Raw genomic sequence first — 14,639 nt, forward strand, 5'->3', positions numbered from 1 at the left:
TGAAAAATTATTAATTGTCTAAAATACGCATAAAAAAACCCATTATATAAATAATGGGTTGAAATAGCATTTTTTTAACAATCATCTAAAAATCGTTATCTGGAATTAATCCTTCACTGTTATTTTTAGGCTGTGGTTTTTTCTCTTCTTCTTTTTGAGATTTCTTTTTGTCTTTTTCAGCTTCTTTCTTATTTTTCTCTGATTCTTTTTTGTTGGTAAAATTAACAAAGTCAGGATTTAAATTAGAATCTTGAAAATCATCAGAATTTTTAATTGCTCGTTCTAATTTATGATTTTTAAACATTTTGTTTACCAATTCGCTAAAGGTATCAAAATCTACTTCGTACGAAATACCAACTCCTTGTGTATAACCAATTCCCTGTCCGATATAATTAATATCATTCTCCTTATTAAACAAACGAAGATTCATTGACCCGTCATCATTTACACGATACAAAATTTCAATATCACCCACAATTGCAGATTCATTAACTCCACCGACCGGCACTCCTAATTTACCGTTAATTGTAATTCTTTCGTTGATCTGAGAAGAAATATTAGCTACAAACTGACCATCTGCTTCCTGACCCAATCTTTTATCTGCAGAAATATAATTCAAATCGATATTAACCTTATCATTGTCTGATTTTATAATTCCGCCTAATAAACTCGAAGCCGTTTCTGTCAACGTTCCAGATAAATCACCTTGGCTAAATCCATCTGTACTCATAAACGAACCTGTAGACAATAAATAAAGTGCTTGTGTTTGACGAATATCTTTATCATCTAGCTTATACTGTATCTCAGATTTAAGCACGTTACTTACTGATGGAAACTGAATATCAAAATTAGGCTCTGGACTTGCTAAATCTCCTCTTAAACCAATAACTACTTCTACTGGTACTTTTTTATTGAATGAAGAGGTATTATCAAGCAATACTGCTGGATTTGCTGATGTTTTATAAACCGCTTCAAGATTTAATTGCGCTTTCATTGGGTTTCCTTCCCAAATAATAGATCCTCCTTTTTTAACAGAGAATTTTTTATCGATTAAACCGCCATATTTAAAATTATAAGTTCCTTCGTATGCCTGGAAATCTCCCCACATATTAAACTTACCAAGTGTATTAATCTTAAACAACAGCGATCCGTAACCTTTTCCTTTCATACCATGTCCGGAATTTCGATCTAGAATTACTTCAACTTCAGCATCTGGCGTAATATCAAAATCAAACTCCAATTCTAATCCGTTGTAATTTTTTGTTCTTTCAACAATACCATTTTCTAAATTGTACTTTTCTTTTGGCGTTACAAAATGAATCCAGCTGCTTTCTCCTACGCTTTGCGAATTGTTTATAGGAATTTTGACTTCGGTACCTTTTTCAGATTTAGCGTCTACTTTAATAAATAAACCATCTACAGGGCCTTTTATGCTTGCAGTTCCGTTTATAAAAGCTGTTCCAAAATATGCCGCATCTTCGCTGTCTTTTGTATCCAGCGCCAATAAACGTTTAGAAGTTATGGTTAAATCTAGTTTCCAATCTCCAAAATTATGATGCTCAATTGTTCCGTTAAGCAATCCTTTTGTTCCAAATTTAGTATCTGTCAATTGATTGTTTCTGAACAAGAATTTCTCATCTGTTAAATCAATTACCGTTCGATCACTAAGTTCATAATCGGTATTTAAGTACGGAATTGTCATTCCTGCTTTTTCAACATAAAGTCTTCCGTTGATTTCAGGTTTCTTCAAATTCCCAACTACCGCTGCATTTCCCGAAACCGTACCTCGCACATTCGATAAAACATCTCCGCCAACTTTTCCTAAAGTTGCCAGGTTAAATCCTTCTAACTTTAAACTTAAATCTAAAAACGTTTCTTTATTTTCTATAGCAAAAGTACCATTTGCTCTAAATGACTCCGCAAAACCATTAACTATAGAGGAATTTATGGTAAACTTTTTAAAACTTTCGTCACCAGCAATATCAAATTTCAAAGTACCTAAATCTATATCATTTAGATTTAGCTTATCAATCGAAATTGTTGCGGTGGGTTGATACACATCTTTATTCTGCTTGTAATTTATATTTCCGTTCAAATTACCTTTAAACACAAACTTCGAATTTAAAGGCGTAATCTTATTAATATCAACATCTTCAAAATTCAAAACCAGATCTTTATAGTCTTTACCCTTTATCACCCCATTTAAATCAATTTTCTGATCTTCATGAGACAGAACTATATTGTCAAAGGTGAAATTCTTAAAAAACTGATCAAAAACGATTTGATTGTCTTTTTCTGAATTTTCATTTAAATACCATAGATAATCTTTGAACTTCATTTCAGATTTCTTAATCCCTACAATGTTATTCTTGTTTTTATCAATGGTATGAAACAAATCCAGATTAAAGTAATCTTCGCCTTTTTCTCCTCCTTTAAACTCAGACCTTACAAACAAAGTATCTTTTGCAGTAACATTAATTAAATTAAAGTCTCGTATTTTATAATAAGGTGTTTTGATACTGTCTAATTCTACGAAAGCATTATAAAGTGCATTTTTATTATCAACACTGACTCTAATATTATCAAACGTATTTTTGGCCGCTGTAATTTGCTGCGAATTAAACTTAAATTTAAACTCATTTTGATCTGCATCTATTTTACCGCGAACAACTGTACTTGAGTCAATTTTCATTTCGGGATACAGCATTTCGACTACCTTATTATATACATGAAAATTAAAGCGTAAAAACTGCCCTTTATTTACTTTATAAGGTTTGTAATTGGTATATAAACTTCCTACGGAATTCATAACCAATTTATCTAACTGATCGAAACGAAATTTACCAACTATTTCTCCATTAACAACGTCTGTAGAATTAATTATTATGGTACGCAGCTTGTTTTCATCAAAGCCAGAATTTATAGTAACTTCATCAAAAATATAAGTCGATTTTGGATTTTGATAGACGGCATCTTTGATAAAAATATTTCCCTGAAGATTTTCAATGGAATTTCCTGTAACTTCGACAATGGCATCTCCTTGAAAATGAGAAATTGAATCGTCTACAAACCTAAGTTTTCTTAAATCGGCATTTTCTACATTTATGTGAAAATCGTATTTACTCTCACGTTTGCTTAAATCGACCATACCATCAAAAGTCAAACTTAAATTTGGATCATTTACAGAAACCTGTCCTTTATAATATGGCAATTTAAAATTCCCGTTTACCACTATATTATTATAGGTGTACTTATTGTAATCTAGTTTTGCAATATCACCTTTTATCTTAGTATTTAAATATTTCTCTGTAAAACCTACACCATCAACATCTATATTTAATGTTGTTTTACCAATATCCTTTCGGTCTAATAATGCACCTACATTAAAATTATCCAGCACAATATTCCCTGAATAAGAGGCTTTGTCGATAAAATCCATATTATTCATATGCAGATCGACAACACCATTACCAAGATCTGTTGCCATTTTAAAAGCTGCTTCTAAATCTGTAGTCGAAACTTTGGCTTTACCCACAATATTGAACTTGCCTATTTTTTTAAGTTCTTTTGGCAGTTTTTTACCCAAAACCTCTGGAAGTAAAACTACTAGATTATCGTAACTCGAAATTAACTTATCGAACTTTCCGTTCATAGAAAACTTTTGCGTCTTGCTTCCTAATAGGTTTCTAAAATTAATATTTCCAAAAATTTTAGATCCATTAGAATCGCTAAGTCTAAGATGATTTAAATTCAGATTATTTAAAGGTCCTTTTATTTTAGTTCTAACTCTAAAATGCTGATTTTTTCCAAGTCCGTCATAAAAATAACGAATATCATTTGAAGCAATAGAAGACGAATCTAAAGCGACATCAAACTGAACTTTATCTGTAAAATCAAGAAAATCGGTGATTTTATAATTTAAAATTGCTTTTCCATAAATCCACGATCTTTTTGTTTTTATGGCTAAGTTTTCGACTTTTATTTGTTTTTTGGTATAACTGAATTTACCAGCAAAGTTTGAAACATATAAACCTCTATGATCTAAAAAAGAAAATCTATGAATAGTAGTATTTACATCAGGACCATACAACTTAAAATCACTGATATAAGCATTCAGTTTTTTAAAGTCCAGGAATCTTGGTGTGTTTTTATTTTCATCGATAACCGAAAAATTACCATTGGTGATATAAGCATTTCGTGCTGTTAGGAGAAAATGTTTTTCAGATTTTGGTGTTTTTTTTCCAGTTTCAAACAATTTAATAAACTTATTAATATTGTTTTCATTTTCATTTTTATAGGTTTTCAAATTAAAAATCAAACCCGTTAAACGAAGATCACCAAAAATCAAATCGCCGTCAAGCAATCTTTTAATGCTTAAAATATCTGTAGTAATAAGATCTGAATAGATTAAAGTCTTTTTATGATGATCTAAAATCAGGACCTTTTTAAGTTTTACTCCTCCAAAAATATTGATTGCTGTTTTCTCTACACTGATGTTTGTTTTAAAATCAGTATTCAGAGTTTCAGTTATGTATCGTGCAATTTTTGTTTGTACAACAGGCAGCGACAATGTGATAGCAAGTACCAGCAAAAGTAAAATTAAGCCAATCAGGGTTCTGGATACTATTTTCTTAATTCGTTTGATAACTGCTTTTTATTATTGTTTTTGTATTAATTTATTTTGAACAGACAAAGGACGACTGTTTTGATAAAAATTCTTTAATTTTGGCTTCTCCTTACAATCAAAGAAAATTGAAAATTTGATTTGTCAAATATAATTCAAAATTTGTGCCTTTATATGCAAAATCCAGAGGTTTTTATTCTTGCCATCGAAAGTTCATGCGACGATACTGCCGCCGCAGTTTTACATAACGACAAAGTACTCTCAAATGTTGTAGCGAACCAGTTAATTCACAACCAATACGGCGGTGTTGTTCCTGAGTTAGCTTCGAGGGCGCATCAGCAAAATATTGTGCCTGTAATTGATGCTGCACTTCGTAAAGCAAATGTACAAAAAGAACAGCTAACTGCGATCGCTTTTACACAAGGTCCGGGCTTAATGGGATCATTATTGGTAGGAAGTTCTTTCAGTAAATCATTAGCATTAGCATTAAAAATTCCGTTAATCGCTGTAAACCATATGCATGCCCATATTTTGGCGCATTTTATAGACGAAGAAGGTTTTGACAAACCAGAATTTCCATTTCTAGCTTTAACAATCAGCGGCGGTCATACTCAAATTGTAAAAGTAAACGGCTTTTTTGATATGGAAATCATCGGAGAAACAACTGATGATGCTGTAGGAGAAGCTTTTGATAAAAGTGCCAAAATTCTTGGTCTTCCTTATCCCGGCGGGCCTTTAATTGATAAATATGCCAAAGAAGGAAATCCAAAAGCATTTGCATTTACCAAACCAAAAGTTCCAGGTTTAGATTTTAGTTTCTCAGGATTAAAAACGGCAATTCTATATTTTATTCAAAAAAATAAACTAGAAAATCCTAATTTTATCGAAGAGAATCTGAATGATATTTGTGCTTCAATACAATATACTATTATTGAAATTTTGATGGACAAATTAAAACTTGCTGTCAAAGAAACAGGAATTAAGCAAATTGCAATTGGCGGAGGTGTTTCGGCAAATTCAGGTATTAGAACCAGACTTAAAGAAAGTGAAGGTAAATACGGCTGGAAAACTTTTGTTCCAAAATTTGAATATACCACAGATAATGCTGCAATGATTGGAATTGTAGGTTATCAAAAATATTTATCAAAACGTTTTGAAACTTCTGCAGTGGTTTCAAAAGCGAGAATTCAATTTTAAATTATGCAGTTATTTTACAATCCTGATATAGACGAAACAACAAAAAGTTTTTCTTTTGATAAAGAAGAAAGCAAACATATTATAAAAGTTTTACGCAAGAAAGATTCAGATATTCTTCATGTTACAAACGGTTCGGGTTTATTGTTTGAAACCGAAATAACTTTGGCTTCTGATAACAAATGTATTGTTGAAGTACTTTCTATAAAAAAATCGCCAGAACCAAAATTTCGCTTGCATTTAGCCGTTGCGCCAACTAAAATGAATGATCGTTTTGAATGGTTTTTAGAAAAAGCGACCGAAATTGGAATTCAGGAAATTACGCCAATTATATGCGATCGCTCTGAACGAAAAGTCATCAACTTAGAGCGTTTTGAAAAAATCATTTTATCGGCTATGAAGCAGTCAAATGAAACTTTTCTGCCAAAACTAAATGATGCTGTTTCTTTTAAAGAATTCATTAAACAAAAAATAAAGGTTTGCAATTCATCGCGCATTGTGAGGAAACAGACAAAAGATCTTTGAAAGGTGCTTTAAAACCAAACGAAGATGTAACTTTATTAATTGGTCCTGAAGGCGATTTTTCGGATAAGGAAATTGCGTTGGCTCTTGAAAATAATTTTCAACCGGTAACTTTAGGAAATACTCGATTACGAACTGAAACTGCTGCAGTTGTAGCTTGTCATAGTGTTGTATTTTTTAATGAAGTCTCAAACTAATTGTTATTCAAGAACTATGAAAAAAATATTTCTTTTATTTTTATTCGTTTCTATTTCTTCTTTTTCACAAGAAATTGCTTTGCTTAAATACAGCGGCGGCGGCGATTGGTATGCAAATCCAACATCGCTTCCAAACTTAATACGATTTTGCAATACGAACATTAATACTAGAATAAAAGCAAAACCATCAACGGTTGAACCTAGTAATCCTGATTTGCTTTCATATCCGTTTGTGCATATGACGGGTCACGGAAATGTAGTTTTCAGCGATTCTGATGTTACTAATCTTAGAAATTACTTAACTGCTGGAGGTTTTTTACATATTGATGACAATTATGGAATGGATCAATATATTCGAAAGGAAATAAAAAAAATATTTCCAAATAATGATTTAATTGAAATTCCTGCCAATCACCCGATTTTTCAAAAACCTTATCCTTTTCCGAACGGACTTCCAAAAATTCATGAGCATGATGGAACTCGCGCACAGGCTTTTGGAATTTTTGTCGAAAACAAATTAGTTTTATTATACACTTACGAATGTGATTTAGGTGATGGATGGGAAGATGCAGAAGTACATAATGATCCCGCAAATGTTCGAGATAAAGCGCTAAAAATGGGCGCTAATATCATCAACTATATTTTTACCAATTAAAGACTAAAAAGTGCAGCTTACTCACAAAGAAAACCAATTCGAAAGAAAAACTTTTCCAATAACTTTGATTTGCGATCATATTTATTTTCAGCAAAATATTGGTTCGCTTTTTAGAATTGGTGAAGCTTTGGGAGTTGAAAACATTATTTTCTTAGGCAAGGATATTCCTTTAACTCCACGAAAAATAAATAAAACTTCACGCAGCACACATCTTCATGTGCCTCACACTGTTATTGAAGAAACTTCTGATTTAATCACCTTTCTGAAAGAAAACAATTTCGAGATTATCTCACTCGAAATCACAAGTAACAGCAAACCTTTAAAAGAAGTTCAAATTCCTGAAAACCAAAAAATTGCACTTATTATTGGCAATGAAATTAATGGTATTTCTGATGAGCTTTTAAAAATTTCACATCAAATTGTGCACATAAATATGTTTGGAAAGAACAGCAGCATGAATGTTGTGCAAGCTGCAAGTATAGCTTTATACGAATTTACTTCATAAAAAAATATTTAACATTTTGTAAGAACTAGACTATACAAGGGCTTGTAAAATTCTGACAAAAAAATTGTTATATTTTTTTGGTTAGAATATCATTTTGTTATAAAATTGCGACATAAATAACCAAATTTAATTTTTTATAACAAAAACCCCAAGTATTATGAAAAAAGTTATTATTACCGCAATCACAGCATTAGTGCTGTTTTCATGTCAAAACGACCAAACTGAATCGTCAAATTCAGACACAAGTGCCGTAACTCGTCGTGCTTGTGCCTCACAGGAAGTTTTAGACGCTCAATTAAAAGCAGATCCTATGTTGGCCATTAGGATGAATGAAATTGAAGCCTTTACCAATCAAAAATTACTTACAAATCGTTTAGTGAATGGCAAAATCGAAATTCCTGTTGTTGTGAATGTTTTGTATAAAACCGCAGCACAGAATATTTCAAATGCACAAATTCAAACGCAAATCGATGTTTTAAACAAAGATTTTAACGCACAAAATTCTGATTACGGAAATGTTCCAGCTTTATTTGCAGGAGTTAAAGCCAATATCGGAATTACATTTGTTTTAGATCAAGTGATCAGAAAATCAACTACCAAAACTTCTTGGGGTACAAATGACGCCATGAAAAAAACGGCTCAAGGCGGTATCGCACCAACTTCTCCTACGACAAAACTTAACTTATGGTCTTGCGCAATTGGAGGCGGAATTTTGGGTTATGCACAATTTCCTGGTGGAGCTTCGGCTACAGATGGAGTTGTAGTTGACTCTAGATACTTTGGTTTATCTGGAGCTGCAAATGCGCCATTTAACCTTGGTAGAACTGCAACTCACGAAGTGGGTCACTGGATGAATTTACGCCATATTTGGGGAGATGCAAGCTGTGGAAGTGACTTAGTGACGGATACACCAACGCACAATACTGCAAACTATGGTGTTCCAGCATACCCGCATTACAGCACATGTACGGGAACTCCTGTAGAAATGACAATGAATTATATGGATTATGTTGACGATAATGCTATGTATATGTTTTCGGAAGGACAAAAAAGCAGAATGGCTGCTATTTTTCTTTCGGGAGGACCAAGAGCGGCTTTTGGGATCTAAATCAAACACCGTATTTACAAAACAAAGAGCGAGATGTTATCATCTCGCTTTTTTTTGTTTATCCAAAATTTTCAAAAGCTTTTTCCTATATTTATCATCTAAAATTTAAATATGGTAACGTCAAAAACTATTTCAAACGGAATTTTAAGAGCTTTAACTACAATCTTACTTGTTGGCGCGGGACTCTATTTTTTATATGAAATTCAAAGTGTTATTGTTTACTTATGTATTTCTTTAATATTATGTTTAATCGCAAATCCGTTAGTGCAGTTTTTAAAGAACAAACTAAAATTCAGTAATTCATTAGCTGCTACTACTACACTTATTCTTTTTGTATTAGCCTTAGTGGGGTTTATTTTACTATTTGTTCCATTAATTATCTCTCAAGCCAATAATTTATCACTGCTCGATACTAACAACTTGCAGCAGCAGTTTATTGCTACAGAAAAAAGTATCGAAAGTTACTTTAATATTCAACATGTAGATTTGAACAAAGTTTTAAAAGAATCTAAAATAACTTCTATGCTGGATTTAACTTACTTTACGGGATTTCTAAACTCTATTTTCAGTTTTATGGCTGATATGGGTATGGGATTCGTTTCAGTATTTTTCATCACTTTTTTCTTTATTAAAGATCAAGATGCTTTTAAAGTTTCTGCAAGAAAAATTCTGCCTGACACTAATGAAGATAAAATTTTAAACTCAGTTGCCAAGATAAATCATTTTTTAACCCGCTATTTTATCGGTTTACTGCTTCAATTAACGGTTGTATTTATTTTGTATTTTATTGTGCTTCTTATTTTTGGTAACAAAAATGCATTCGTAATCGCTTTTTTATGTGCCATCTTAAATATTATACCTTATATAGGTCCAATTATTGGAACTATTTTGGCGGCATTATTAACGATGATCAGTTTAATTGGGCAAGATTTTCAATCGGAGATTTTACCTACTACCATATATGTAGTCATAGGCTTTTTACTTGTTCAGGCAATTGATAATAATATCAGCCAGCCTATAATTTCATCAAAAAGTGTAAATTCGCATCCGTTAGAGATATTCTTAATTACGGTAATCAGCGGTATCACTTTTGGAATCGTAGGAATGATTATTGCAATTCCATTTTTTACGATGGTAAAAGTAATCTTAAAAGAATTTTTCCCTGACAACAAAATTGTCTCCGTATTAACTGAAAGAATTTAGCATTGAACTTTTCGATTTTAAACAAAAATATTCAACAATTTATTACTCAAAATACTGGTGTTTCTATTAGTAAACTTGCGCTTCAGAAAAATCCTTTTCCTGAGGTTGACTGGATCGCAGTTTTAAATCAAATCGAAGCCAGAACTAAAGCTAAAGACAAACTGCCAACTTGGTTCTCAACGGAAAACATTATTTATCCAAGCAAGGTTTCTGTTGAACAAACCTCATCAGAAAAAACGGCTGACTATAAAGCTTCTTTAATTTCTGGCAAAACTTTAATTGACCTTACGGGCGGTTTTGGAGTTGATGATTATTACTTTTCTAAAAAGTTTAAAGTTGTTGCTCATTGCGAAATCAATGAAGATTTATCCAATATTGTAAAACATAATTTTGAACAGCTGAAAGTTGTAAACTGTGATTTCTACGCTGCTGATTCTGCAGATATTTTAGATAAATCTGAAATAAAATGGGATTGGATTTATATTGATCCTTCTCGTCGAAATGATGCCAAAGGCAAAGTTTTTATGTTGAAAGACTGTTTGCCAAATGTTCCGGAATCATTAGACTTTTATTTTGAAAAATCGAATTCAATTTTAATCAAAACGGCTCCTTTACTAGATATTTCTGCGGGTTTATCTGAATTAAAATTTGTAAAAAACATTCATATAATTGCTCTTGAAAACGAGGTTAAGGAATTACTTTTTGAAATTCACAATCAGTATAAAGGCAGCATCACATTAAAAACAGCTAATATTTTAAAGGATAAAATCGAAACTTTTGAATTTGTTTTGGATGACGAAATGGATTTTATACCTTATGAATTGCCTAAAAAGTATATTTACGAACCCAATTCGGCAATAATGAAATCTGGTGGATTTGATGAAGTAAGCTCGATTTTTAAAATTGGTAAACTGCACAAACATTCGCATTTATATACTTCTGACGAATTAATTGATTTTCCTGGGCGTGCTTTCGAAATAGAAAAAGTGATTCCGTACAATAAAAATGACATGAAAACGGAGCTTGCAAATGAGCAGGCCAATATTACCACCAGAAATTTTCCTGAAACGGTAGAGAACATTCGAAAAAAATGGAAAATAAAAAATGGAGGTAATAAATATTGTTTTTTTACAACTGATAAAAATGACAACAAAATAGTTTTAATTTGCACAAAAATAATTTAAAATGAAACACTTAATTACACTAACCTTTTTCTTATTAACCTTTACCGCATTTGCACAAAAACCATGTGAATACAGTACTAATGTTACCGATTCTATTGGGACTTATAAAATAACTAATGAATATTTAGTAAGCGAGAAAAACTTTGGAGGTACTTCCAGCTACATCTTCTTTTCGCTGGCACAAACGGATGGTCTTCCAACTTTGAACGTGCAGTTGATTCAAAAAAGTAAAGATTTTATGAAAGCCAACTGTTTTGATAAAAACTCAAAAATATTTTTGCAGTTAGAAAATGGTAAAATTGTTACTTTACTACATATCAATCAAGAAAACTGCGGTACTTTACTTCGTGATGATAAAGGTTTTGACAACCGTGTAAATACAGGAATTTTTATGTTTATGAAGGATAATTTTGAGGAATTGAAAAAATCCCCTGTTTCGATCATGAGAATTAAGTACTTGACTGATATAGATGATTATATTGTAAGAGGCGAGTTGATTTCTGAAATGAACGGCAAGACGTATCAACCCAATACTTACTTTATGCAAAACATAAGATGTGTTGAATAATTAATTATTCACACGTCCATTTTTGATTAGAAACAGGGTCTTTGAGCCCTGTTTTTAAATTATAATGCCACCATTCTGAATCGAATGGATTGAACCCATTCTGAATCATTATTTTTTTTAGAAATTTTCTATTTGATTTTACTTTTCTAGGAAGTGTTGGAAAGCTGTGACTTGCCTCAAAACCAAAGTAATCAAAAGAAGTTCCCATTTCCAGTTCTTTTCCGTTAGAATCGACTAATGTAATATCTACAGCTCCTCCTCTATTATGTATAGATCCTTTTTTAGGATCTGCAACATATTCTGGTTTTGGAACAATCTCCCACATTTTTTTCTGAATTGATAAAGGTCTGTAACAGTCGAAAAGCTTAATTCTATAGCCTTTCTCAATAAAATCTTTATTGGCGGCGATTAAAGCCTTAACTGTTTTATAGCGCAGTAAACATTCTGCACAATCGTATACTTTTGCTTTCAAAAAATTGTCTTCGGTCGCATATTTCATATCGTACACAAAATCTTTGCTATAGTCTTTTAAATTTACAAAAGTTGTATCTGCAACTTCTTTAGGACTTGCATATGTTTCGTTTTGAGCATTTGCATTTATGATTGAAAAAAAAGCGATTACAAAAAGAGTTTTGGTTAATTGTACCATGAATTTTAAATTTTGAAAAAATGAAATTACTCAAAAAAATGTCAATCTCCTATTTAATCGGTTTTCAAATGGATAATTTTGATTTTTCTTTTGGCTGATTAATTGAATGAATCGTCACAAAGTAAAATGTAATTTACCCTTTATTATTTTTTACAAACTCTGTAATTTCTTTCAATGAATTGGGAATTGAGGATGGATACGAAGGAAATGAATCGATCATAAAAATAATGGACTTAGATATGTTATCTACTTTATATGTTATCTTATAACAAAATGAACTTATTTTATTGACAGATATAATATTCTCAAATAATATCATTTGAGTATTAGTTTCTAAAAACTTATCCCCTAAATAGACTATTTCTAGTTTTCTAAATCTTAATATCCATGCAATAAAAAAAATTAAAGTTGGAAAAAATATAAATGCTAAATCTCTAAATGTAAAATCAAAAGTTAAAAAGCCCAAAAACATTACTAGTAAATTTACAGAGAGAATTATTGGAATAATTTTTCTTCGAAAGTATGTCGTGTTACTAGATATTCTTTTCATACTATTTAATTTGACTTCTTAACTATTTAGTCAGATTCAATTCGTCTCGATAAATATAAATATTTTTCTTTAACTAAGTTTTTTTCGTACAAAAGATAAACAGCAAAAAAAATGCGCAAAAGTCTTAGACTTTTACGCATTTTATTAGAAATAGTATGGAAGAAGTTTTTAATTTATTCCTCCTCCTAAAGCTTTGTACAACAATACTTGCGAGCTTACATTTTTAAATTGTATGTCTACAAAATCAAGTTCTGCCTGAAGCATGTCTTTTTGTGCGTTTATTATTTCCAGATAATTGGCATAACCGCTCAAATACAAATCATTTGACACATTTACTGCAATTTCGAGATGTTCAACTTGTTTTGATTTGTATTTTAAAACATCTTCAAACGCTTTTGTACGATACAATAACGCACTCAATTCATTGTAAGCAGTCGTGATTGAATTTTGATATTCTAAAAAGCTGATCTGCTGTCTGCGATTAGCAGTAAAAAACTCATGTTTAATTTGTCCCTTATTAAATATTGGCGCAGTAATTCCGCCCAATAACTGCCAAGCAAATGATCCGCTGTCAAAGAATGTTGCAAAAGAGAATGAATTAAGACCAACATAACCTCCTAAGTTTACTGTTGGAAAAAAAGCAGCTCTCGCTGATTTGGCATCCGCTTTTGTTGCAAGTAATTCGAAATAAGCTTGTGACACATCTGGTCGGTTATGTATGATAGAATCAACACTCATTCTTTGATTCAGCACTTCAAGATGTCCTGATAGAAAATCTTTACTTCTGGTTACTTTACCTCCGTATTCACCTAAAAGAGTCAGCAAAGCTTTTTCTGTTTGATCTATACTAAGGTTTAATTCTTCGGCTTCAGCCAAAATACTATTGTTTTGAGCATTAAATTGCTGCACTGCTAATTCTGTTGCTTTACCAACTGCTCGTTGTGCCGAAACAATATCAAGGGCACGCTGCTGCGTTTTTAAGTTTCGCTCATAAATTACTTTTTGCTTGTCGAGCGCAATAAGCTTAAAATAAAGCTCAGCAACATCGCTCAATAATCTTGTCTGCAACAATCTTACTCCTTCTTGCGATGCAAGAAATCTTTGTTGGGCAGCTTTTTTTCTATTGCTCAGTTTTCCCCATATATCAGCTTCCCAAGATACTTTTCCTCCTAAAAACAAATTAGGAGTTACGTCTGTATTAATTCTTTGTTTTTCTGATATGTTCTGCGAGAAATTAGTATCAAAATTTCCTACGCCATCCATAGTATATTTACCGTAATGTGTTCCTGAAACATCTGCACCAATATCAAATGATGGCAGTAAAGCTAATTTTGCCACTTTTAGATGTGAATTTGCAATGAGAATTCTTTGCTGCATTGCTAAATAATCAGGATTTTGAGCGACTGCTATGTCTAACAATTTTTCCAGCTCTGGATCTTTAAAATACGATTCTGTTTTTAGCGGTGTAAATGTCTGTTGGCTGTCTGTTGTTTTTGGATTTGAGGCAAAATTTTCAGGCAGTGTTTTTACCTTCTGCTGCTCTGCCTCTTTCGGGGCAGAACAGGCAGAAAGTAACATTAAAAACACAACTACAAGTACATATTTTGATTTATTCGTAATGAGATATATTGACTCTGTATGTTTAAGAAATTTTCTAAAATTATTTTTCATTGTTTTCAT

General features: G+C 31.7%; 11 protein-coding genes and 1 pseudogene. 8 read left to right on the plus strand and 4 right to left on the minus strand.

Translation table 11 applies throughout. From position 1 onward, the window contains the following. Window positions 1–85: 85 nt before the first annotated feature. Window positions 86–4,591, minus strand: coding sequence for a translocation/assembly module TamB domain-containing protein (locus BOW55_RS14200; protein WP_241686571.1), 4,506 nt, complete (start codon window positions 4,589–4,591; stop codon window positions 86–88). Between the two features lie 207 nt (window positions 4,592–4,798). On the opposite strand from BOW55_RS14200, the gene tsaD reads away from it, so the two are divergent. From tsaD to BOW55_RS14240, 8 genes and pseudogenes are all read left to right on the plus strand, one after another. Continuing rightward, window positions 4,799–5,821 carry a tRNA (adenosine(37)-N6)-threonylcarbamoyltransferase complex transferase subunit TsaD gene (tsaD, locus tag BOW55_RS14205; protein WP_129024644.1) on the plus strand — a complete coding sequence of 341 codons (1,023 nt, stop codon included), beginning with the start codon at window positions 4,799–4,801 and terminating at the stop codon, window positions 5,819–5,821. A 3-nt stretch (window positions 5,822–5,824) separates the two neighbouring features. Beyond that, a pseudogene (locus BOW55_RS14210) lies at window positions 5,825–6,537 on the plus strand (16S rRNA (uracil(1498)-N(3))-methyltransferase). Window positions 6,538–6,553: 16 nt separating this feature from the next. After that, the gene (locus BOW55_RS14215) at window positions 6,554–7,192 is read left to right on the plus strand and encodes a DUF4159 domain-containing protein (RefSeq protein ID WP_129024645.1); all 639 of its coding nucleotides are present in this window, start codon (window positions 6,554–6,556) and stop codon (window positions 7,190–7,192) included. 10 nt (window positions 7,193–7,202) lie between these two features. Next, on the plus strand, window positions 7,203–7,697 hold the full coding sequence (locus tag BOW55_RS14220) for a TrmH family RNA methyltransferase (RefSeq protein WP_129024646.1): 495 nt from the start codon (window positions 7,203–7,205) through the stop codon (window positions 7,695–7,697). Window positions 7,698–7,854: 157 nt separating this feature from the next. Further along, window positions 7,855–8,805, plus strand: coding sequence for a zinc metalloprotease (locus tag BOW55_RS14225; protein WP_129024647.1), 951 nt, complete (start codon window positions 7,855–7,857; stop codon window positions 8,803–8,805). A 111-nt stretch (window positions 8,806–8,916) separates the two neighbouring features. Further along, the gene (locus BOW55_RS14230; protein WP_129024648.1) at window positions 8,917–10,008 is read left to right on the plus strand and encodes an AI-2E family transporter; all 1,092 of its coding nucleotides are present in this window, start codon (window positions 8,917–8,919) and stop codon (window positions 10,006–10,008) included. 2 nt (window positions 10,009–10,010) lie between these two features. Next, window positions 10,011–11,192, plus strand: coding sequence for a class I SAM-dependent methyltransferase (locus tag BOW55_RS14235; RefSeq protein ID WP_129024649.1), 1,182 nt, complete (start codon window positions 10,011–10,013; stop codon window positions 11,190–11,192). A 1-nt stretch (window position 11,193) separates the two neighbouring features. Then, complete coding sequence (locus BOW55_RS14240; protein WP_129024650.1) at window positions 11,194–11,760, plus strand: hypothetical protein; 567 nt, start codon at window positions 11,194–11,196, stop codon at window positions 11,758–11,760. 4 nt (window positions 11,761–11,764) lie between these two features. Here the strand turns inward: BOW55_RS14240 and BOW55_RS14245 are convergent, their stop codons facing one another. The 3 genes from BOW55_RS14245 to BOW55_RS14250 form a co-directional block, all read right to left on the minus strand. Further along, window positions 11,765–12,409: a M15 family metallopeptidase gene (locus BOW55_RS14245; RefSeq protein WP_129024651.1), complete on the minus strand. Its 645-nt coding sequence runs from the start codon at window positions 12,407–12,409 to the stop codon at window positions 11,765–11,767. A gap of 133 nt (window positions 12,410–12,542) precedes the next feature. Further along, window positions 12,543–12,959 carry a hypothetical protein gene (locus tag BOW55_RS21060; RefSeq protein WP_206733610.1) on the minus strand — a complete coding sequence of 139 codons (417 nt, stop codon included), beginning with the start codon at window positions 12,957–12,959 and terminating at the stop codon, window positions 12,543–12,545. A gap of 168 nt (window positions 12,960–13,127) precedes the next feature. Continuing rightward, a complete protein-coding gene (locus BOW55_RS14250; RefSeq protein ID WP_241686572.1) occupies window positions 13,128–14,630 on the minus strand; it encodes a TolC family protein in 1,503 nt (500 codons plus the stop codon). Between the last annotated feature and the right edge of the window lie 9 nt (window positions 14,631–14,639).

The organism is Flavobacterium sp. YO12, from assembly GCF_004119495.1.
Taxonomy (GTDB): Bacteria; Bacteroidota; Bacteroidia; order Flavobacteriales; family Flavobacteriaceae; genus Flavobacterium.